Below are 21,223 nucleotides of genomic sequence, written 5' to 3'. Positions count from 1 at the left end.
CGCGGAGTCTAGGGAGGCCGCCGGGCGCCCCCTCCGCTTCCCGCGGGACGGAGGTCCCGGACCCCCCGGTTCGGGTCGTGTCCGGACGGTTCCTGCCGATACCTGCCGGGACGACCCGCCGGACGCAGGAGGACACCGCGTGCTGGACACCCGCCCCCGGACCGCACCGCGCGCCGGCCGCCTCGCCGTGCGGCCGACGGGTGAGGAACGGACGTTCGCGGCCGAGGAGCTCATCGTCTCCAAGACCGACCCGCGCGGGGTGATCACGTACGCGAACGACGTGTTCCTGCGGGTGGGCGCCTACACCCTCGACGAGGTCATCGGGCAGCCGCACAACCTCATCCGGCACCCCGACATGCCGCGCGCGGTGTTCACGCTGCTGTGGGACACCCTCGCCGCCCGGCAGGAGCTATTCGCCTACATCGACAACCTGGCCGCCGACGGCGCGCACTACTGGGTGCTGGCGCACGTGACGCCGTCCTACGGCGCCGACGGGTCGGTCGTGGGCTACCACTCCAACCGCCGCCGGCCCTCCCGCCGGGCGGTCGACCGCGTCCGCCCGATCTACGAGCGCCTCCTGGCCGAGGAGCGGCGGCACCCGAACGCCCGCGCGGCCGTCGCGGCGTCGTCCGAGCTGTTCGACCGGCTGATCGGCGAGCACGCGGCGTCCTACGCGGACTTCGTGTGGTCGGTCATCGCCGAGGAGGAGGACTGAGATGGCACGCTCCCGCACCCGCTCCGACGCCGCGGAGCTCGAGGTCCACCGCGCGTTCGTGCGCCGGCTGACCGAGACCTGCGAGGCGGCCGCGCGCGGCGACCTGGAGGCGCGGGCCGTGCCGGTCGACGGCTCGGACGCCGTGCCGGAACTGGCCGCGCTGCGGCACGGCGTCAACCGCGCGCTCGACGTCAGCGACGCCTTCGTGCGCGAGTCCCGGGCGGCGCTGGCCGCCGCCGCCGAGGGCCGCTTCCACCGCAGCGTGCTGCGCACCGGGCTGCACGGCGCCTACCGGCACGCGGCCACCGACATCAACACCGCCCGCGACGCCATGCGGGCGACCGCCGGGCGGGTCACCGAGGCGCAGACCTCGCGGCTGCGGCTGGCCGACGCGTTCGAGTCGGTGGTGCTGGCGATGAGCGAGCAGGTCGCGACGGCGGCCACGGAGATGAGTGCGTCCGCCGCCGGGCTGACCAGCGCGGCGTCGGCGGCGTCGGCCGAGGTGGGCAACGCGACCGGCACGCTCGGCTCCCTGACCCGCACCTCGGCCGAGATCCGCGAGGTCATCGCCCTCATCGAGTCCGTGGCCGCGCAGACCCGCCTGCTGGCGCTCAACGCCACGATCGAGGCCGCCCGCGCCGGGGAGGCCGGCAAGGGCTTCGCCGTCGTCGCCTCCGAGGTCAAGGACCTCGCCGACCAGACCGCGCAGGCCACCGAGCGGGTGACCGCGCAGGTCGAGGCGATCCGCGCGGCCTGCGACGACGTCACCGCCGTCATCGGCTCGGTCGGCACCACGGTCACCGACATGAACGGCCTGGTCGACGGGATCGCCGCGGCCGTCGACGGCACGGCGTCGCTGGGCACCGCGGACACCGACGTCACCGGCCTGTCCCAGATGGCCGAGCGGCTGCGCTCGGAGGCCACCGGGTTCCTGGCCGAGATGCGGCGCTGACCCCGGCACGGCCGGTGGGGTCCCGGGTCACGGATGTACCGTTCGAGCAGCGGGGAGCAGCTCGGCTCCCGAGGTCCTGACGCGCCGGCGGCGGTCCCGCCCGCGTCCGCACGGCTGTGCCGGGAGGTGTGCGTGGCGCCGGATCCCGTCGCGTCCGGCGGGGTCCGCGGCGTCGCGGCGGGCCCCGGGACCGAGGACGTCTTCGCCGGCGGCAGCGAGAACGGCCGGCTGATGGCCGCCTTCGACTGGGCGACGACGCCGGTCGGGCCGGTGGAGAGCTGGCCGGCGAGCCTGCGCTACGCCGTCCGCACCGTGCTGGCCTCGCGGTTCCCCATGATCCTGACCTGGGGCCCGGAGTACACGCAGTTCTACAACGACGCCTACGCCACGCTGATCGGCGCGAAGCACCCCGGCGCCATCGGCGACGACCTGCGGATCACCCTCGCCGAGGGCTGGGCCGCGCTGCAGGAGCCGGTCGAGCGGGCGATGGCCACCCGCGAGGCCTCGTGGATCCCGCAGCTCCTGCTGCTGCTCGAGCGCGCCGGCTACCGCGAGGAGACCTACTTCACCGTCTCGCACGCCCCCGCCTTCGGGGACGACGGCGAGGTGGCCGGGATGCACGCGGTGTGCACCGAGGTGACCCGCCAGGTGGTGGCCGAGCGGCGGCAGCGGCTGCTGCACGAGGTGGCCACCGCGGCCGGCCGGCGCGAGGACGAGCGCGACCTGGCCGTCCGGGTGTGCGGGGCGCTGGGGGCCGACCCGCTCGACGTCCCGTTCGCCGCGGTCTACCTGGGCGACGGCGAGGGCCGGCTGCACCGGGTGGCCACCGCGGGCGTCGGCGCCGCGGCGCTGCCGGCGGCGGTGGGCGCGGCGGCCGAGCTCGGCGCGGTCGACGTCGCCGGCCTGCACGTGCCCGGCGGGCCGTTCGGTGACGAGGTGGAGCGGGCGGTCGCGCTGCCGCTGTCGGGCGGAGCGGGGCGCGAGACGGTGGGCGCCCTGCTGGTCGGCGTCAGCCCCAACCGGGCGCTGGACGAGGAGTACCGCACCTTCCACCAGCTGCTGGCCGCGCAGGTCGCCGGCGCGGTCACCGACGCGCGCGCCTACGCCGCCGAGCGCGCCCGGGCGGAGGCGCTGGCCGAGCTGGACCGGGCCAAGACGACGTTCTTCTCCGACGTCAGCCACGAGCTGCGCACGCCGCTGACCCTGCTGCTGGCCCCGATCGCCGACGCGCTCGCCGACTCGGGCGGGGAGCTGCCGGAGCCGGTGCGCGAGCGGCTCACCCTCGCCCTGCGCAACGGCCAGCGGCTCAAGCGCCTGGTCGACGACCTGCTGGAGTTCGTGAGCATCGAGGCCGGGCGCACGGCCGCGGTGCGGGTGGCCACGGACCTCGCCGCCTGCACCGGCGAGCTGGCCGGCGTGCTGCGCGCCGCGGCCGAGCGGGCCGGCCTGACCCTCGACGTCGACTGCCCGCCGCTGCCCCGCCCCGCCGCGGTGGACCCGCGGATGTGGGAGAAGGTCGTCCTCAACCTGGTCGCCAACGCGGTCAAGTACACCTTCGTCGGCGGCATCACCGTCTCCCTGCGCGCCGAGGGCGACGAGGTGGTCCTGCGGGTGGCCGACACCGGCGTGGGCATCCCCGCCGCCGAGCTGCCGGCGCTGTTCGAGCGGTTCCACCGGGTGACCGGCTCCCCCGCGCGCAGCCGGGAGGGCACCGGCCTGGGCCTGGCGATGGTCCGGGAGCTGGTCGCGCTGCACGGCGGCACCGTGGAGGTGGAGAGCGAGCCCGGCGCCGGGAGCACCTTCACCGTGCGGCTGCCCTTCGGCGAGCCGGACACCGACACCCCGCCGCCCGCGTCGGCAGCCGCGGTCCGCGCGGCCGCGCTCACCCCGTGGGACGACGACCTGCGCCGGCCCGCCCCGTCGCCCGACCCGCTGGGCACCGTGCTCGTCGTCGACGACAACGCCGACATGCGCGCCTACCTCGCCCGGCTGCTGTCGCCGTCGTGGACGGTGCGGACGGCGGCCGACGGCGAGGCGGCCCTGCGCGACGTCGCGCGGGTGCGTCCCGACGTCGTCCTGAGCGACGTGATGATGCCGGGCCTGGACGGGTTCGGGCTGCTGCGCGCGCTGCGGGCCGACCCCGCGACGCGCGCCGTCCCGGTGGTCATGCTCACCGCGCGGGCCGGGCAGGAGGCCGCGGTCGAGGGCTTCGACGCCGGCGTCGACGACTACCTGCCCAAGCCGTTCGAGTCCGCGGAGCTGCTCGGCCGGCTGCGCGCGGTCCTCGAGCGCTCCCGGGGCCGGCGGGAGCCGGCGCCCCCGGCCGCCCCGTCGCCGTCCGCCCCGGCCGTCCCCGCTCCCGCGCCGCCGCGTCCCCGCGCCGCCGACGCCGTCCCGGCCGCCCCCGCGGCGCCGACCCCGGCGCACCTCCCGGGTGCGACGACGACGACCTGGCGGTTCCCCTCGAGCGCGGCGGCGATCCCGCCGCTGCGCCGCCGGCTGCGGGCGCTGCTCACCGACGCCGGCCTGGACGAGGACCGCGTCCACGACCTCGTGCTGGCCGCCTGCGAGGCCGCCACCAACGCGGTGGAGCACGCGCAGGACCCGCGCGAGCCGTACGTGGACGTCCGGGTGGCCGTCGACGGCGGCGCGGTGGAGATCGCGGTGCGCGACCACGGGCAGTGGAAGGAGCGGACGTCGAGCATGGACCGCGGCCGCGGCTCGATGCTCATGAGCGCGTTCGCCGACGTCACCGCGGTTCCGGGGCCGGAGGGGACCACGGTGACCATCCGCAGCCCCCGGCCCGCCGGCTGACCCCGGCCTGCCGACCGATGCCGCCGCCCTTGCTACGCTGGCGTCCGGCCGTCAGGCCGTCGCGGGTGTAGTTCAATGGCAGAACATCAGCTTCCCAAGCTGACAGTGCGGGTTCGATTCCCGTCACCCGCTCTCCTCCGCTCCACCCGGCAACCCGGTGGCCTCCCCGCTCCCCGCGTGGGACCGTCCGCCCGTGCCGCTCCCGCCCGTCCTCCGCGCGGTGGTGCTCGTCGAGGGGGTCAGCGACCGCGAGGCCGTGCTGGCGGCCGCGCGGGGCCTGGGCCGGGACCTGGCCGCCGAGGGCGTGGACGTGGTCGCGATGGGCGGTGCGCACGCCGTCCGCCGCCACCTGGCCGCGATCGGTCCCGGCGTCCGCGTGGCCGGCCTCTACGACCTCGCCGAGCGGGACGTCGTCCGCCGGGCGCTCGGGGTGCCCGACCCGGCGACGGCCGGGTTCTCCGCCTGCGTCGCCGACCTCGAGGACGAGCTCGTCCGGGCGGTGGGGACGGCCGGGGTCGAGGCGGCCGTCGCCGAGCACCGCGAGGCCCACGCCCTGACCACCTTCCGGCGGCAGCCGGCGCAGCGCGGGCGCCCGGCCGACGCGCAGCTGCGCCGCTTCCTCGGCACCACCAGCGGGCGCAAGGCCCGCTACGCGCGCGCCCTCGTCGAGCGGCTGGAGCCCGCGGCGTACCCGCCGCCGCTGAGGTCGCTGCTCGCCCGCGTCTGACCTCCCGGGGTCAGGCCCCCAGCAGGACCGGCGTCCGCGCCTCACCGGGCAGGTACTCGCCCCGCTCGTCGACGCGGTAGCGGGCGCTCTCCTCCGGCGTCGCCGCGACGGTGCGCAGCGCCGCCCCGAGCGCCGCGACGTCGTCCAGGGTCGTCCCGCGGTTGGCGCTGGCGCGCACGGCGCCGGGCAGCCGGACCTCGCCGGCCCGGGCCGCGTCGTGGAAGGCGCGGACCTGCTCCTCGCTCAGTTCCAGCAGGCGGGCCATGTACGGGTGGGCGCAGAAGCAGCCGCTGCGCACGCCGATCCCGAACTCCGCGGACAGCCGGGCGGCCACCAGACCGTGCGGGAGGTCGTCGAGGAGGAAGGCCGCCACGGGCAGCCGGTCCCCCGTCACCGGGCCGAGGCGGCGCAGCCCCGGGACCGTCGCGAGCTCGGCGTCCAGCGCCGCGGTGAGGGCGCGCTCGTGGGCGAGCAGGCCGGGCCAGTCCTCGGCCAGCTCCTCGGCCGCGGCGGCCAGCGCGACCGCGCCGACGACGTTCGGCGAACCGGCCTCGTCCCGGTCGGGGGCACCGGCCCACACGACGTCGTCGAAGGAGACCGCCCGGACCGCGCCGCCGCCGACCAGCAGGGGCTCGCCGCGGCCGAGCAGGCTCCGCGGGGCGACGAGCGCGCCGGCGCCGAAGGGCGCGTACGCCTTGTGCCCCGACAGGGCGAGGGCGTCGACGCCGAGGGCGGTCACGTCGATCGGCCGGTGCGGCGCCAGCTGGGCGGCGTCCACCACCACGAACACGCCGCGCTCCCGGGCGGCGGCGGTGATGGCGGCCAGGTCGGGCAGCCAGCCGGTGACGTTGGAGGCGCCGGTGAGGGTCAGGACTCGCGGGGTCGGGCGCTGGTCGAGCGCGGCGACGACGTCCTCGGCCGTGAAGGTCCCCCCGGCGCCGACCTCGACCACCCGCAGCCGCGCGGCGCGGCGCCACGGCAGCAGGTTGGCGTGGTGCTCGACCGCGGTGGTGAGCACCACGTCGTCCGGCTCGAGCCCGAGCCGGAACGCCAGCGCGTTCAGCGCCTCGGTGGTGTTGCGGACGAAGACGGTCTCGTGCGTGGCGGGGTCCGCCCCGACGAAGGCGAGCACGGTCTCGCGGGCGGCCTCGTAGCGGGCGCTGGTGTACCGGGACTTCGCGCCGGCACCGCGGTGCACGCTCGAGTAGCGGGGCAGGAACTCCTGCACCGCCCGGGCCACCCGGACCGACGACGAGCTGGTGGCCGCGGCGTCGAGGTCGACGTAGCGGGTGAGCCCCCCGCCGGCCGTCGGGACGCGGACGTCCTCGCCGACGAGCCGGCCCGGGGAGGTGTCGGGAACCAGTCGCATGGGATCCCCATCGGCACGTCCCGGCCGAAATCGAGCCCGGCGCCGCGCCTCCCGCCCGGGTCCACCCCCTGAGGGTGATCTCCGGTCACCGGCCTCAAAGCGCCCGGGCACGGTGACGACGTCCCTGGGCATGAGTGCCTTGCAGCTCCGGGTCGACGGCGACCGGCGACGGCCCCGGGGTTTCCGTCTCACCTCGCGGGTGTTCTGGGACCTCGCGGTGTGGATGGTCGGCCTCGGCATCGCGGTCGGGCTGGTCTTCCCGCCGTTCGCCACGGGCCTCGGGGTCCCCGCCCAGTACGCCGACCGCCCGGTGTTCCGGGCGGCCTGTCTCGTCGCCGGCTTCCTGGTCGGCGGGCTGAGCTACACGCTGTGCCGGTGCCTGGTCGGTGGGCGGCTGGCCGTCCTCAGCACCCACCTGCACTCGGTGGCGCAGACCATCTCGCACGCCAGCCGGACCGGGGACTGGTCGCAGTCGACGTCGCAGCGGATCACCGTGGACTCCGACGACCAGCTCGGCGAGACCGCCCGCGCCTTCAACAGCCTGCTCGACGCCCTGGAGGCGGGGGAGCACTTCCGGTCGCTGGTCCGCAACGCCTCGGACGTCATCACCGTCGTCGACACCGCGGGCACCGTGACGTACCAGACCCCGTCGGTGGGCTGGGTCCTCGGCTACCCGCCGGGGACGCTGATCGGCACAGACGTCCACGACCTGGTCCACCCCGAGGACGTGCGGGGCTTCCGCGAGCACCTCGGCCGCGTGGCCGCCGGGGAGCCGCCGGCGACCTGGCCGGCCGCCCGCATGCGGCACCGCAACGGCTCCTGGCGCTGGACCGACACCGCCGCCCGCAACCTGCTCGACGACCCGGCCGTCAGCGGCATCGTGCTCACCACGCGCGACACCAGCGACCGCAAGGAGCTCGAGGACCAGCTGCGCGTGCAGGCCTTCCACGACCCCCTGACCGGCCTGCCCAACCGGGCGCTGTTCATGGAGCGCCTGCGCGCGGCGGAGGAACGCGAGCGGGTCACCGGCACCCCGTCGGCGGTGCTGTTCCTGGACCTGGACAACCTCAAGACCGTCAACGACAACCTCGGCCACGACGGCGGCGACGCCCTGCTGCGGGTGGTCGCCCAGCGGGTCGGCGGCTGCCTGCGCCCCGAGGACACCCTCGCCCGCCTGGCCGGCGACGAGTTCGCCGTGCTGATGAGCGGCGCGCGCAGCGGAGAGCTGGCGCCCCTGGTCGCCGAGCGCGTGCTGGCCGCCCTCGCCCAGCCGGTCCACGTCGCCGACCGCGCCGTCCGCGCCAGCGTGAGCATGGGCATCGCCACCTCGGCGACGTGCGCCGCCAGCGGCCTGGGCCTGCTGCGCGCGGCGGACATCGCCATGTACGTGGCCAAGTCCAGCGGCAAGGGGCGCTACGAGACCTTCCAGCCCAGCCACCACGCCGCGCACCTCGAGCGCGAGCGCCTGCTCGCCGACCTCTACCAGGCGCTGGACCGGCAGGAGCTCGTCCTCCACTACCAGCCGATCGTCGACCTGGCGTCGGCCACGACCAGCGGCTACGAGGCCCTGGTGCGCTGGCAGCACCCCACGCACGGGCTGGTGCCGCCGGCGCGGTTCATCGCGCTGGCCGAGGACAGCGGCCTGATCGTCCCGATCGGCCGCTGGGTGCTCCGGGAGGCCACCCGCCAGGCCGCCGCGTGGCAGCGACCGGACGGCAGCGGCCCGCGGATGAGCGTCAACGTGTCGGTGCGCCAGTTCCAGCACCCCAGCCTCGTCGGCGACGTCGCCGAGGCGCTGGACCGCTCCGGCCTGGACCCGCGGCGGCTGACCCTCGAGATCACCGAGTCGCTGCTCGTGCAGGACGCCGCCGCCACCACCGGCAAGCTGGAGGAGGTCAAGGACCTCGGCGTCCGGTTGGCCCTCGACGACTTCGGCACCGGCTACTCGTCACTGGGCTACCTGCGCCGGTTCCCCATCGACGTCCTCAAGATCGACAAGTCCTTCGTCGACGGCGTGGCCACGAGCCCGGAGGACCACGCGGTCATCGGCGCGATCGTGCAGCTGGGCCAGACGCTCGGCCTGGACCTCGTGGCCGAGGGCATCGAGACCGCCGACGAGCTGGCCGCGCTCCGCGGGCTCGGCGTCGGGTACGGGCAGGGCTACCACCTCGGTCGTCCCCTGCCCGCCGCGGCGCACGAGGAGGCGGTGCACCAGAAGGCGGTGCACGAGGAGGCGGTGCACCAGGAGGCGGTCCACGAGGAGGCGGTGGCCACCGGGGCCGAGCGCCGCCGGCCGCACTCCCCCGGCGCCGCCCTGCGGGCCGCCCCGGTGCCCCGCACCACCAGGCAGGACGTCCCGGCCGCGTCCCCGCACTGACGCCCGGCCGGGCCGCGGACCGGCGGCCGTGCCAGGGTCTGTCCGTGGACCCGTCCCGCGGAGGCCGGGGATGAGCCCCGGGCTCTCCGCCGCGGCCACCGACGCCCTCGTCGCGCGGCTGCGCGCCGCCGGCTGCGTCTTCGCCGAGGACGAGGCCCGCCTGCTGACCGCCGCCGCGGCCACACCGGAGGAGCTCGACGCCCTCGCCGGACGGCGGGTGGCCGGCGAGCCGCTGGAGCACGTCCTCGGCGAGGTGGAGTTCTGCGGCCTGCGGGTCTCCGTCGGCCCCGGGGTCTTCGTGCCGCGGCGGCGCACCGCGGCCCTGGTCGCGCGGGCGGTGGAGGTGGCGCGGGCGGCGCGGGACCGGCACGGGCGCCCGCCGGTCGCGGTCGACCTGTGCTGCGGCTGCGGCGCGGTCGGCCTCGCGCTGGCCACCGCCGTCGAGCTGGCCGAGCTGCACGCCGCCGACGTCGCCCCCGCCGCGCTGCACCACGCCCGGCGCAACCTCGCGCCGGTGGGCGGGCAGGTGCACGGCGGCGACCTGTTCGACGCGCTGCCGCGGCGGCTGCACGGGCGGGTCGACGTCCTGGTGGTCAACGCGCCGTACGTGCCCACCGCGGCGCTGCCCCTGCTGCCGCCCGAGGCGCGCCTGCACGAGCCCCGGACGGCGCTCGACGGGGGCACGGACGGCCTCGACGTGCACCGGCGCGTGGCCGCGGGCGCCCCGGCCTGGCTCGCCCCGGGCGGGGTCCTGCTGGCCGAGGCGGGGGAGGACCAGGCGCCCGTGCTCGCCGCGGTGCTCGCCGCCGCCGGGCTGCGGGCGGACGTCCTCGGCCCCGGGGAGGACGGGACCGCGGTCGTCACGGGGGCCCGCGAGGGCTGACCGGGCCCTTGGTCCCTGTCCCGACGCGCCGCGTGTCGCGAGGATCACTGCATGGCAGATCCGACCGCTCCCGTTCCGCCCGAGGACCGGTCCCTTCAGCCCGTCGAGCCCGTCCGGCTCGTCCCGCAGTTCTCCCGTCGTCCCGCGCCCTCGCTCGTCGTCCACGTCGACGGCTCGCCCTCCGGCTACGGCGCCCTGGTCTGGGCGCTGCGCGAGGCGGCCCGCCGCGAGGGGACCGTGCTCGCCGTCGACGTCGTCGACGGCGGCGAGAGGACGCTGACCGGACAGCGCGCGGCCGCGGAGCAGACCCGCGCCGTGGTCCTCGAGCGGATCGAGGCCCAGGTCGTCCGCGCCATCGCCGAGACGGGCGTGACCGGCCGCGTCCGCACCGCCACCCTGGAGCGGCCGCTGCTCGAGGCCCTCGTCGGCGCCGGCCGCGGCGGTGACCTGGTGCTGGTGAACGGATCGGGACGCGCCCTCCTGCGGCAGGTCGTGCCGCGCCACCCGAGCCGCCGCCTCGCGCACGGTGCGTGAACCCTCCGGCGGGACCACCCCGGCGGACGGCCGCCCCGACGCGCAGCAGGACCCCTCCGGACGGGCCGTGACCCCGCCCGGCCCGGAGGGCACGCCGCCGGCGCTCGCCGCCGGCGTGCGGGCGGCCGCGGCCGGCGAGCACCTCGAGGCGACGCTGCACGCCATCGTCGAGGCGGCGGTCGCGCACGCCGACGCCACCTACGGCGCGCTCGGCGTCCTCACCCGCGACGGGCGGCGGCTGGACCGCTTCGTCATCGTCGGCATGGACGAGGAGACGCGCGCCGGCATCGACCGCCTCCCGGCCGGCGCCGGCATCCTCGGCCTGCTGGTCGACCACCCCCGGCCGCTGCGGCTCGACGACCTCGGGTCCCACCCCGACTCCGTCGGCTTCCCGGCCGGCCACCCGCCGATGCAGTCCTTCCTCGGGGTGCCGGTGTGCGTCCGCGACGCCGTCTTCGGCCACCTCTACCTGACCGAGAAGCGCACCGGCGGCCCGTTCACCGAGGCCGACGAGGAGGCGGTGCTGGCGCTGGCCGCGGCCGCGGGCCTGGCCATCGAGAACGCGCGGCTGGCGGAGGCCGCCGAGCGCCGCCGGGCGTGGGTGCAGGCCGGCACCGAGGTGGCCACCGAGCTGCTGTCGGGTGAGGACCCGGCCGAGGTGCTGCTGACGGTGGCCGAACGGGCCGTCGCGCTGAGCGACGCCGAGGCCGGGGCACTGCTCATCGCACAGGAGGGCGACCCCGAGGCGCTGACCATCGTGGCCTCGGCCGGTTACATGGCCGGCGAGCTCGACGGGGTGCGGGTCCCGCTCGAGGACACCCACGTCGGCCGGGTGCACCGCACCGGGCTGGGGGAGCTGGTCGAGGACGTCGCGGCGGACCCCGTGCTGGGCCGGCACGCCGAGGTCGCCGTCGAGCTCGTCCGCGGCGCCCGCTCCGCGGTCATCGTCCCGCTCGGCCCGGCCCTGGGGACCCTGGTCTGCCTGCGCCGCGCCGACCGGGAGCCGTTCGACGCGGAGGTCCTCGAGGCGCTGTCCGCGTTCGCCGGTCAGGCGGGGCTGGCGCTGGAGCTGGCGCGCAGCCAGCGGCGCGAGCGCCGGCTGCAGGTGCAGGCCGACCGCGACCGGATCGCCCGTGACCTGCACGACCACGTCGTCCAGCGGATCTACGCGACGGCGCTCTCGCTGGACCGGATCAGCCGGGCGCTGGAGGAGGTCGACCCCTACGCCGCCCGCCGCATCGGGCGCAGCGTCGACGAGCTGGACGGGACGCTGCGGCAGATCCGTTCGGCGATCTTCGGCCTCCACGACGACGTCGTCCCCGAGGGCCTGGCCGCGGGGGTGGCCGACGCCGTGCGGCAGGCCACGGAGGGCTCGGCGGTGCAACCCGGGCTGCGGCTGCGCGGCGACCTCGACGGCCTGCCCGCGGGCCTGGCCACCGACCTGCTGGCGGTGGTGCGGGAGCTCGTGACCAACGTCGTCCGGCACGCGGACGCGAGCCGGGTCGAGGTGTCGGTCGAGGTCGGGGAGGACGGGCCGGGCGCGCCGGTGTCCGTCCGGGTCACCGACGACGGCCGCGGGCTGCCCGCGGTCACGGTCCGCAGCGGGCTGGCCAACCTGGCCGAGCGGGCCGAGCGCCGCGGCGGCCGGCTGACCGCGACCGGGGGACCGGCGGGCACCGAGGTGACCTGGACGGTGCCGGGGTGGGCGCAGCGGTCCTGAGTGCCCGGCCCGCCGGTCAGGAGGACCGGCGGCCGCGCAGCTCGGTGGCCAGGATCGCGGCCTGGGTGCGCCGCTCCAGCCCCAGCTTGGCCAGCAGGTGGCTGGTGTAGTTCTTGACCGTCTTCTCGGCCAGGCCCATCCGCTCGCCGATCTGCCGGTTGGTCAGCCCCTCCCCGATCAGCATGAGCACGGTGCGCTCCTGCTCGGTGAGCGCGGCCAGGCGCCGGTCGCCGTCGGGCCCGGACCCCGGCCGCCGCCCGGGCCAGCCCGCCAGCGTGCCGCCGCCCGCGACCGTGTGCACCGCCGAGACCAGGTCCGCGCCGCGCACCTGCTTCACGACGTAGCCGGCCGCCCCCGCCGCCGCGGCCGCGGCGACGGCCGCCTCGTCGGCGTAGCTGGACAGCACCAGGCAGCGGACCCCGGGCAGCCGCTCCCCCAGCTCGCGGATCAGCTCGGCGCCGTCGCCGTCGGGCAGCCGCATGTCCACGAGGACGACGTCGGGCCGGACCGCCGGGCAGCGGGCCAGGGCCTCGGTGACGCTGCCCGCCTCGCCGACGACCGCCAGCCCCGGGTCGTCCTCGAGGACCTCGGCCACGCCCCGACGCACCACCTCGTGGTCGTCGACCAGGAACACGCGGACGGACGCACCGGTGACCATGACCGCCCCCCTCCACGATCGTGATCAGGATCACAGAGGGTAGTGCGGAAACGGAGGGTCCTGCGAGGTCAGATCGGCAGGAGCAACGCTGCGTACAGGGTCAACCCCGGTCCGAAGGCCATCGCGACCACCGGACCGTCGACGTCGCCGAGCTCCTGGAGGACGAGCAGCACGGTGGCCGAGGAGCAGTTGCCGTGCTCGGCCAGCACCCGGCGGGACGCCGCGACCTGCGCCTCGGCGAGGCCGAGCTCGTCGCGGGCGACGTCGATGATCCGCGGGCCCCCGGGGTGCACCGCCCACCCGGCGACGTCCTCGACCCGCAGGCCCGCGCCGTCGAGCAGCTCCGCGACGACGTCGCCCACGTGCCGGGACAGCACGTCGGGCACCCGCGGGGACAGGCCCATGCGGAAGCCGAGGTCGGTGACGTCCCAGGTCATGTGGTCGGCCGTCGAGGGGTCGGTGCGCGCGACCACGCCGGCCAGCCGCCGCCCGCGTGCGGCGCCGGGCTCGACGACGACGGCGGCCGCGGCGTCGGAGAACAGCGCGTGCGCGACCACCTGGTCCAGGTCCCGCTGCGCCGGCTGCACGTGCAGGCTGGTCAGCTCGCAGCACAGCAGCACCGCCGGGCGCGAGCGCGCGGCCACGAAGTCGCCGACGGCGGCCAGCCCGGGCAGCGCGGCGTAGCAGCCCATGTGCCCGACCAGCAACCGCTGCAGACCGGCGGGCATGCCCAGGTCGCTGGCCAGCCGGATGTCCAGCCCGGGGGTCGCGTACCCGGTGCAGGTGGCGACGGCGAACAGGCCGACGTCGCCCGGCGCGAGGCCGGCGTCGTCGAGCGCCCCGGCGACCGCCTGCTTCCCCAGCGGCAGCGCCTCCTCCACGTAGCGGGCCATGCGCGCGCCGGTGCTCCACCGGCTGAGGTCCTCGTCGACCGGGTTGGCGACCGCGTGCCGGGTGCGCACGCCGGCGCTCGCCCAGATCCGCCGGGCGGCGCGGACGCCCTCGTAGTGGCGGGCGAAGAAGCCCTCCCACGCCGCGTCCTGGTCGAGGGTCGCCGGGAGGGCGGCTCCGGCGCCGGTCAGCACGGCGGCGCTCACCCGCGGGGCTCCCGGGGGAACGCGCTGCTCAGCGAGGCGATCACGCCCCGACCGTACGGGCGGAGGCGGTGCGGCGCTCCTCGGGTGGCGTGCCGTCACCCGGCGGACGCGCAGCGTCGCGCCGGCGGCCGTGGCCGGCGAACAGCACCGCCGTCGTGGGCAGCTCGCGCATGCGGACGACGTCGCGCCGGCCGAGCCGCCAGGCGACCAGGTCGCGCACCGACGGCCGCAGCCCCACGAGCCGCAGGTCCAGGCCGAGGCCGTCGGCGGCGGCGAGCAGCCGGCGCCGGTCGACGAACAGGGCGGGGTCGTGGATGCCCGGCGGCGGCCCGCCGGGGACGCGCTCCATGAGCCGGACGGCGATCAGCTCCGCCAGCCGGGTCGCGGCGATGGCGTCGATGACCAGCGTGCCGCCGGGGCGCAGCAGCCGCGCGGCCTCGGTGAGCACCGCGACGTCGTCGGCGACGTGCTCGAGGATCTCCCCGGCCACGACGACGTCGGCGCACCCGTCCCGCAGCGGCACCGCGAGCACCGAGCCGCGGACGGCGCACACCCCGTGCCGGGCGGCCACCGCCAGCCCGGCGGCACCCAGGTCGACGCCGACGTGCCGGTAGCCCAGGCGGGCGGCGTGCGGGGCCATGAGCCCGCCGCCGCAGGCGAGGTCGACCAGCAGGGCGCCGGGGCCCGGCGCCGGGGGGATGTACCGGGCCCGGTGGGCGGCCAGCCAGTGCAGCATGGCGAAGCCGCCCGAGACCTCCCACCACTGGTCGGCCAGGTCGTCGTACTGGGCCGGGTCGTTGCGGCGGGGGTCGTCGATGCGCACGGGCGGGGTCAGCCCTTCTTCAGCGGGTCGTGGCCCCAGTTCATCAGCGAGTACCGCCACCTGGAGTCCTCGACGTCCTCCTTCGCCGGCTCCTGAGCCAGGTGCCGCTGGACGTAGCCGTGGACCTTCCGCATGTGCGCGTAGTCGTCGTCGGTGAGGTCGCCCTGCTCCTTGCGCAGGAGCTCGACGATCCGCCGTCCGGACTCGTGCCCGGTGGACTCCCCCGACCCGCCGCTCTTCTGCCCCACCGACTGCGACTCGTCGGTGGCCAGCCACCGCTCCAGCTCCGAGGCGCTCATGTTGACCGCCCCGTCGAAGTCCTTCCTGATCGCGTCCCGGTCGTCGTCGGCCACGGCCCCTCCTCGGTCGGTCTCCCCCGGGCGGTACCGCGGCGCCGACCTCGGGAAACGGCGCGCGGGCACGGACCGGGTAGGCGGGCGCCGTCCCGGGTACCCGGGGGCCGTGGTGCCGGGTGGGGACGGCGACGGGAGGACGACGACGCGCGGGCGCGCCGGCGGCGTCGACGTCGCCACCGCGACCCAGAACGCCGAGGCCCGCGGGGAGAGCCTCGACCAGGTCCTCGACCGGAACCTCGCCGAGCTGCTGCAGGAGCTGCGGGTCGCGATCACCGGCGTGCAGGTGCTGTTCGCCTTCCTGCTCGGCCTGGCCTTCACCCAGCGGTTCACCGAGCTCGACGGCTTCCAGCTCACCGTCTACACCGTCACGCTGCTGGCCTCGGCGCTGGCGACGGTCGCCCTCATCGCCCCGGTCGCCTTCCACCGGCTGGTGTTCCGCCGGCGGCGCAAGGCGGTGCTCGTCGTGGTCGGCGACCGGCTGCTCCTGGTGGGCCTGGCCCTGCTCGTGCTGGCGATCAGCTCCGGCGTGCTGCTCGTCCTCGACGTCGCCCTGGGCCGCGGACCGGGCGTCGTCGCCGGGGTGGGCGTCCTGCTCGTCGGGACGGCGACCTGGTACGGGCTGCCGCTGTGGGCGCGGCGCGCGGACACCGCCCACCGGCCCGGCCCGCCGGACGACGGGGTGCGGCCCGCAGACTGAGCGCCGTCGTCACCGCGCTCCCGGAGGTCGCCCGTGTCCGTCACCGTCGTCGGCAGCCTCAACGAGGACGTGCTGGTCGCGGTCGGGCGGCTGCCCGGCCGCGGCGAGACCGTCGTCGGGCGGGCGGCGGTGCTCGCCCCCGGCGGCAAGGGCGCCAACCAGGCGGCGGCCGCCGGGCGGCTGGCCGGGTCCGGGGTGGCGATGGTCGGCCGGGTGGGCGACGACCCGGCCGGGGAGCGGCAGCGGGCGGCGCTGGCCGACGCCGGGGTGGACACCGCCCTGGTCCTCCCGACGCCGGGGCACCCGACCGGCTCGGCGACGATCCCGGTCGAGGACGGCAGCGGGGAGAACCTCATCGTCGTCGTCCCCGGGGCCAACGGGGAGCTGACGCCGGACGACGTCGACGTGCCGGCCGTGCGGCGGGCCGCGGTGGTGCTCCTGCAGCTCGAGGTGCCCCTGCCGACCGTGCGGGCGGCCGCGGACGCGGCGTCGGGCACCGTCGTGCTCACCCCCGCGCCGCCGCAGCCGCTGCCGCCGGAGCTGCTGCGGCGGGTGGCGGTGCTGGTGCCCAACGAGCACGAGCTGGTGCAGCTGGCCGGCGCGGACCCGGGGCCGCGGGCGCCCGCGGAGCTGGCCGCCCTCGCCCGCACCCTCGGCGCCGCGGCCACCGTGGTGACCCTGGGCGCCCGGGGCGCGCTCGTGGTGCCGGCGGACGGTCCGGTGCTGCTGCAGGCGCCGCCGTCGCGCGGGGCGCGGACCTGGCGGGCGCGGTGCGGGAGGCGGTCGCGTCCGCGGCGCTGTCGACGACCGGCCCGGGCGCGCGGGGCGCCCTGCCCGACGCGGCCGCGGTCCGGGCGGTGCTGCCGCGGGTGCCCGCGGCGGTGCGCGTGGACTGACCCGGGGTTGGCGGGCGCGCAGGTGGGCAAGGCCTCCCCGACCGCACCGCCGCATCCCGAGGAGGACGCCGTGACCGAGCCCGAACGGCCGCCGCGCACGCCCGAGCGCGCGGAGGGCGACCCGCCCGGCGACGAGGGCGACGCCGGGCGCACCCCGCGCTCCGAGGAGCCCGCCGAGGGGCAGCCGCTGGGCGACGGCCCGGCCGAGAGCCCCGACGTCTGACCGGGACGGACCCGTCCCGGCCGGGGCCCGGCACGGCCCGGCCGTGCCGCGCCCCGGGGTGGCGGACGTCCCACCCCCGGGCGGGTGCGGTCCCCGCCGGGGGCCGTTCCCCCGGGCCGAGCGGGGCAGGCCGGCCCGCATGGCCGAGGTGCGGCCCGAGGACCGGATCCGCGACGACGCCACCGGCACCCCGCCGGCCCCGGGGTCCGGTGCCGCCCAGGCGGCCGCCGAGCGCGTCGTCCAGCTGCCGGCCAACCCGCGCCGCACCCGCCGCGCCTGACGCGCCCGCCGCGTCGTCACAGCGGTCCCACGCTTCACCACCGCCCCGACCTGCGCGTTCGCCCCTCGGCACCCACGAGCGCGCAGCCGTGCCGGGCACCCGGCGTGCCGCGAACTGATCCGTCACGGCAGGCGGCACGATCCACCGCGTGACCGCCGCCGCCCTCTCCTTCGCCGACGCCGACGCCGACAGCCCCGCCCCGGTCCGCCGCAGCCGCGCGGAGCGGGAGGCGATCGTCCTCGACACCGCGGAGCGGCTGTTCTCCGCCCGCAGCTCGCGCAGCGTCGGCATGGACGAGCTCGTCCGCGAGACGGGCCTGGGCAAGATGACCGTCTACCGGCTGTTCAAGAGCAAGGACGAGCTGGTCGGCGCCTACCTGGCCCGCAAGGCGGCCACGGTGCTCGGGCACGTCGACGAGCTCCTGCTGCTGCACGAGCACGACCCGCGCGCCGCGCTGCTCGCCGTCGTCGAGTACGTCGACGCCGACGTCACCCGCGCCGGCTTCCGCGGCTGCCCGTTCACCAACGTCAGCAGCGAGTACGACGACCCGGCGCACCCGGCCCGCAGCGCGGCCGCCGACTACAAGTTCGAGCTGCACGCCCGCCTCGAGCGGCTGGCCGAGCAGGTCGCGCCCGGCTTCGGGGAGGACCTCGCCGCCCAGGTCCACCTGATCATCGACGGCATGTACCTCTCCGGCGGCCTGCTCGGCCCCGACGGCCCGGCCGCCCACGGGCGCGCGCTGGCCGAGCAGCTCACCGACCTCGCGGTCGCCGCCTCCGCCGCGGTTCCCGCCGGGCCGGTCGCCGTCCCCGCCTGACCCGGCGCCCGGCGGGGAGCCGCACCGCTCGCCGGGCGGGCCCGGCCCCGGGCCCGCAGGATGGGCCGGTGACCGTGGACCGCAGCCGCCCCGACCTGGACGACACGACCGTCGAGGGCCTCGGCAAGCTCTCCGAGGCGCTGGAGACGATCGAGCAGGCCCGGGGCCAGCTCTACGGCTTCCACCAGCACTCCGGCAAGGCGGACCTGCTCCTGCAGGAGGCGGTGGAGCTGTTCCGGAAGGCCGGGCACACCGAGCTCGCCGACGACCTCGACCGCGACCTCGTGGGCCGCAACGTCATCGCCGACCGGTGGACCTTCCAGATCGTCGAGGACTACGACGCGAACTACTGGTCGGTGTTCCGCGCCTTCGACGAGCGGGCCCGCGAGGAGCTGGCCGACGGCGACCGGCACGTGTTCGAAGCGCGCATGAAGCAGCGCGAGCGCACCGCCGGGCACCCCGCGCACGAGGCCGGCCCCGCGCTCGACGACTGACGCCGTCCGGTCGCCGCCCGCCCGCCGGGGCCGCAGACTCGGGCGGGTGAGCACCCGCGAGCAGAAGATGCCCGAGCCGGACGAGCCCCGCTCCGTCGGCCCGCTGGGCAGCAGCACGTCCGGCCCGCCGGCGCCCGACTCCGACGGCCCCGAGGCGACCGGCCCGGCCGACGGCGCCGCCGGCCCGTCCTGGCCGCCGGCGGAGACCGAGCCGGCCGCGCACCGGGACTGAGGCCCCGCTCCCCGAGCGGAACCCCGGGGTCCGCGGTTTGAGGGAGCCGTCCCGCGGACAGTCCGTGATCATGACTGCTCCCGGTTCGCCCGCCGACCCCCGGTACCCCACGTCCGGCACGTCCGCGCCCGGCAGCGACCCGCTCGCCGGCGGCTACGGCACCCCGTCGACGTCCGCCGGCGGCTACGGCACCCCGTCGACGTCCGCCGGCGGCTCCCCCGCCGGCACCTCCCCCGCGACGCCCCGCCCCTCCGGGCCGTCGCGCGCCGGGGCGGCCGGCCGCACCGTCGGCCGCGGCCTCGCCCTCGGCCTGCTGCTGTTCGTCACCGTCCTGCTGGTGCTGTTCGTCGTGTTCAACGGCCAGACGGTGCAGATCAGCCTCGTCTTCGGTGACGTGCAGGCGCCGCTGGTGGTGGCGCTGCTCATCGCCGCGGCGCTCGGGGCGCTCGTCGCGTCGCTGGCCGGCCTCGTGCTGCGCGCCCGCCGCCGCAACCGCTGACCCCTGCCCGGGACGCGCCTGACCCCTGCGGGCGTGTCCCGGGCCGCGGCCTTGCTCCTGGTTACCCGCCGGTAATAACGTTCGTTACCGGCGAGTAGGCACCCCTGCCCGCCGTCCCCCCGGTACGGAGCAACGGAGCCAGACCGCATGAGCCACTACACCGCGAACCTGCGGGACCTCGAGTTCAACCTGTTCGAGTTCCTCGACACCAAGGACCGGTTCGGCACCGGCCCGTTCGCGCAGATGGACGCCGAGACCGCGCGCGGCGTGCTCGCCGAGATCCGGCGGCTGGCCGAGGGTCCGATCGCCGAGAGCTTCGCCGACGCCGACCGCAACCCGCCGGTGTTCGACCCGGCCACGCACTCGGTGACGCTGCCGGAGAGCTTCAAGCGCTCGGTGCGGGCCATCGAGGACGGCGAGTGGTACCGCCTGGACCTGCCCGAGGAGCTCGGCGGCTTCGGCGCCCCGCACGCGCTGACCTGGGGCGCGTTCGAGATGGTGCTCGGCGCCAACCCCGCCGTGTTCATGTACGGCGCGTGGGCCGCCTTCGCCGCCGTCCTGCACGAGCTCGGCAACGCCGAGCAGAAGCGGCTCGCCGAGCTGATGATCGAGCACCGGTGGGGCGCCACCATGGTGCTCACCGAGCCGGACGCCGGCTCCGACGTGGGCGCCGGCCGGACGAAGGCCGTGCAGCAGCCCGACGGCTCGTGGCACATCACCGGCGTGAAGCGGTTCATCACCTCCGCCGAGCACGACCTGTCCGACAACATCGTCCACCTGGTGCTCGCCCGCCCCGAGGGCGCGAAGCCCGGCACCAAGGGCCTGTCGCTGTTCGTCGTCCCGAAGTTCCACGTCGACCTCGGGACCGGCGCGCTCGGTGAGCGCAACGGCGTGTACGTGACCAACGTCGAGAAGAAGATGGGCCTCAAGGTCTCCACGACCTGCGAGCTCACCTTCGGCGACGGGCCGGTCCCGGCCAGGGGCTGGCTGGTCGGCGACGTGCACGACGGCATCGCGCAGATGTTCAAGGTCATCGAGCACGCCCGCATGTTCGTGGGCACCAAGGCGATCGCCACCCTGTCGGCGGGCTACCAGCAGGCGCTGGCCTTCGCCAAGGAGCGGGTGCAGGGCGCCGACCTCACCGCGACGTCGAAGGACGCCCCCCGGGTGACCATCACCCACCACCCCGACGTGCGCCGCTCGCTGATGCTGCAGAAGGCCTACGCCGAGGGCATGCGGGCGCTGTACCTGTACACGGCGAGCTTCCGCGACCGGGTCACCGAGGCCGAGGCCGCCGGCACCGCCGACGGCGAGGAGGCGAGGCTCGCCGCGCGCGTCAACGACCTGCTGCTGCCGGTGGTCAAGGGCTTCGGCTCCGAGCGGGCCACCCAGCTGCTCACGCAGGAGTCGCTGCAGACCCTGGGCGGCTCGGGCTACCTGCAGGACTACCCGATCGAGCAGTACATCCGGGACTCCAAGATCGACACCCTCTACGAGGGCACGACGGCGATCCAGGGCCAGGACTTCTTCTTCCGGAAGGTCGTCAAGGACGGCGGCGTCGCGCTGACCTGGCTGGCCTCGCAGATCCAGGCCACCATCGACGCCGAGGCCGGCAACGGCCGGCTCAAGGAGGAGCGGGCGCACCTCGCGACCGCCCTCGGCGAGGTCCAGGCGATGCTCGCCGCCATGTTCGGGCAGCTCACCGGCGCCCAGGAGGACGTGACCAGGCTCTACGAGGTCGGCCAGAACACCAGCCGGCTGCTGCTGGCCGTCGGCGACCTGGTCACCGCGTGGCTGCTGGTCCGCCAGTCCGAGGTGGCGCTGGCCGCCCTGGCCGGCGAGGTGAGCGGGAAGGACCGCCTGTTCTACGAGGGCAAGCTCGCCGCCACCCGCTTCTTCACCACCCAGGTGCTGCCGCGCCTGGCCGGCGAGCGCGCCATCGTCGAGGCCACCGACAACGCGCTCATGGAGGTCCCCGAGGGCGCGTTCTAGGAGGACCCCCTCCCCCCGCCCCGCACGCCCGGCGCCGGGCCCGGCGGGGTGGCCGTTCCAGGACCTCA

At 76.9% G+C, this 21,223-nt stretch carries 21 protein-coding genes and 1 tRNA gene; 17 read left to right on the top strand and 5 right to left on the bottom strand.

The window, feature by feature from the left end; genetic code table 11:
• The first annotated feature begins 139 nt into the window (after nt 1-139).
• From ACFO3M_RS18180 to ACFO3M_RS18160, 5 genes are all read left to right on the top strand, one after another.
• Nucleotides 140-715, top strand: coding sequence for a PAS domain-containing protein (locus ACFO3M_RS18180; protein ID WP_387992032.1), 576 nt, complete (start codon nt 140-142; stop codon nt 713-715).
• A gap of 1 nt (nt 716) precedes the next feature.
• On the top strand, nt 717-1,667 hold the full coding sequence (locus ACFO3M_RS18175; RefSeq protein WP_387992029.1) for a methyl-accepting chemotaxis protein: 951 nt from the start codon (nt 717-719) through the stop codon (nt 1,665-1,667).
• Between the two features lie 132 nt (nt 1,668-1,799).
• Entirely contained in the window at nt 1,800-4,481 is a 2,682-nt protein-coding gene (locus ACFO3M_RS18170) for an ATP-binding protein (protein WP_387992026.1), read from the top strand.
• Nucleotides 4,482-4,542: 61 nt separating this feature from the next.
• Nucleotides 4,543-4,613: transfer RNA gene (locus ACFO3M_RS18165), tRNA-Gly, on the top strand.
• Between the two features lie 61 nt (nt 4,614-4,674).
• Complete coding sequence (locus ACFO3M_RS18160; protein WP_387992023.1) at nt 4,675-5,208, top strand: TOPRIM nucleotidyl transferase/hydrolase domain-containing protein; 534 nt, start codon at nt 4,675-4,677, stop codon at nt 5,206-5,208.
• 10 nt (nt 5,209-5,218) lie between these two features.
• Here ACFO3M_RS18160 and ACFO3M_RS18155 read toward each other — a convergent pair whose 3' ends face one another.
• A complete protein-coding gene (locus tag ACFO3M_RS18155; RefSeq protein ID WP_387992020.1) occupies nt 5,219-6,577 on the bottom strand; it encodes an aminotransferase class V-fold PLP-dependent enzyme in 1,359 nt (452 codons plus the stop codon).
• 130 nt (nt 6,578-6,707) lie between these two features.
• On the opposite strand from ACFO3M_RS18155, the gene ACFO3M_RS18150 reads away from it, so the two are divergent.
• From ACFO3M_RS18150 to ACFO3M_RS18135, 4 genes are all read left to right on the top strand, one after another.
• Nucleotides 6,708-8,954: a putative bifunctional diguanylate cyclase/phosphodiesterase gene (locus tag ACFO3M_RS18150; protein WP_387992017.1), complete on the top strand. Its 2,247-nt coding sequence runs from the start codon at nt 6,708-6,710 to the stop codon at nt 8,952-8,954.
• 70 nt (nt 8,955-9,024) lie between these two features.
• Nucleotides 9,025-9,837, top strand: a complete 813-nt coding sequence (locus tag ACFO3M_RS18145) for a putative protein N(5)-glutamine methyltransferase (RefSeq protein ID WP_387992014.1) — start codon at nt 9,025-9,027, stop codon at nt 9,835-9,837.
• A 51-nt stretch (nt 9,838-9,888) separates the two neighbouring features.
• Complete coding sequence (locus ACFO3M_RS18140; protein WP_387992011.1) at nt 9,889-10,371, top strand: universal stress protein; 483 nt, start codon at nt 9,889-9,891, stop codon at nt 10,369-10,371.
• Nucleotides 10,372-10,438: 67 nt separating this feature from the next.
• Entirely contained in the window at nt 10,439-12,091 is a 1,653-nt protein-coding gene (locus ACFO3M_RS18135; RefSeq protein WP_387992008.1) for a sensor histidine kinase, read from the top strand.
• 16 nt (nt 12,092-12,107) lie between these two features.
• On the opposite strand, the gene ACFO3M_RS18130 is transcribed toward ACFO3M_RS18135, so the two are convergent.
• The 4 genes from ACFO3M_RS18130 to ACFO3M_RS18115 form a co-directional block, all read right to left on the bottom strand.
• Nucleotides 12,108-12,749 (bottom strand): response regulator transcription factor, encoded by a 642-nt coding sequence (locus ACFO3M_RS18130; protein ID WP_387992005.1) that lies wholly within the window; start codon nt 12,747-12,749, stop codon nt 12,108-12,110.
• A gap of 68 nt (nt 12,750-12,817) precedes the next feature.
• A complete protein-coding gene (locus tag ACFO3M_RS18125) occupies nt 12,818-13,846 on the bottom strand; it encodes a type III polyketide synthase (RefSeq protein ID WP_387992002.1) in 1,029 nt (342 codons plus the stop codon).
• 40 nt (nt 13,847-13,886) lie between these two features.
• Nucleotides 13,887-14,669, bottom strand: a complete 783-nt coding sequence (locus tag ACFO3M_RS18120) for a methyltransferase domain-containing protein (RefSeq protein ID WP_387991999.1) — start codon at nt 14,667-14,669, stop codon at nt 13,887-13,889.
• A gap of 8 nt (nt 14,670-14,677) precedes the next feature.
• Entirely contained in the window at nt 14,678-15,022 is a 345-nt protein-coding gene (locus ACFO3M_RS18115) for a DUF3140 domain-containing protein (RefSeq protein WP_387991996.1), read from the bottom strand.
• 109 nt (nt 15,023-15,131) lie between these two features.
• On the opposite strand from ACFO3M_RS18115, the gene ACFO3M_RS18110 reads away from it, so the two are divergent.
• From ACFO3M_RS18110 to ACFO3M_RS18075, 8 genes are all read left to right on the top strand, one after another.
• The gene (locus tag ACFO3M_RS18110) at nt 15,132-15,722 is read left to right on the top strand and encodes a DUF6328 family protein (RefSeq protein WP_387991993.1); all 591 of its coding nucleotides are present in this window, start codon (nt 15,132-15,134) and stop codon (nt 15,720-15,722) included.
• A gap of 33 nt (nt 15,723-15,755) precedes the next feature.
• Entirely contained in the window at nt 15,756-16,841 is a 1,086-nt protein-coding gene (locus tag ACFO3M_RS18105) for a PfkB family carbohydrate kinase (RefSeq protein ID WP_387991990.1), read from the top strand.
• 139 nt (nt 16,842-16,980) lie between these two features.
• On the top strand, nt 16,981-17,121 hold the full coding sequence (locus ACFO3M_RS18100) for a hypothetical protein (protein ID WP_387991987.1): 141 nt from the start codon (nt 16,981-16,983) through the stop codon (nt 17,119-17,121).
• A 148-nt stretch (nt 17,122-17,269) separates the two neighbouring features.
• Entirely contained in the window at nt 17,270-17,938 is a 669-nt protein-coding gene (locus ACFO3M_RS18095) for a TetR/AcrR family transcriptional regulator (RefSeq protein ID WP_387991984.1), read from the top strand.
• 68 nt (nt 17,939-18,006) lie between these two features.
• Nucleotides 18,007-18,432: a hypothetical protein gene (locus ACFO3M_RS18090; protein WP_387991981.1), complete on the top strand. Its 426-nt coding sequence runs from the start codon at nt 18,007-18,009 to the stop codon at nt 18,430-18,432.
• Nucleotides 18,433-18,478: 46 nt separating this feature from the next.
• On the top strand, nt 18,479-18,664 hold the full coding sequence (locus tag ACFO3M_RS18085; protein WP_387991978.1) for a hypothetical protein: 186 nt from the start codon (nt 18,479-18,481) through the stop codon (nt 18,662-18,664).
• 70 nt (nt 18,665-18,734) lie between these two features.
• Nucleotides 18,735-19,163: a lipopolysaccharide assembly protein LapA domain-containing protein gene (locus ACFO3M_RS18080; protein WP_387991975.1), complete on the top strand. Its 429-nt coding sequence runs from the start codon at nt 18,735-18,737 to the stop codon at nt 19,161-19,163.
• Between the two features lie 147 nt (nt 19,164-19,310).
• Nucleotides 19,311-21,155 carry an acyl-CoA dehydrogenase gene (locus ACFO3M_RS18075; RefSeq protein WP_387991972.1) on the top strand — a complete coding sequence of 615 codons (1,845 nt, stop codon included), beginning with the start codon at nt 19,311-19,313 and terminating at the stop codon, nt 21,153-21,155.
• The last annotated feature ends 68 nt before the right edge of the window (nt 21,156-21,223 follow it).

Source organism: Geodermatophilus arenarius (genome assembly GCF_042654585.1).
Taxonomy (GTDB): Bacteria; Actinomycetota; Actinomycetes; order Mycobacteriales; family Geodermatophilaceae; genus Geodermatophilus; species Geodermatophilus arenarius.
The sequence above is the reverse complement of the archived record's forward strand: the minus strand, read 5'-3'. Positions and strand labels throughout refer to the sequence as shown.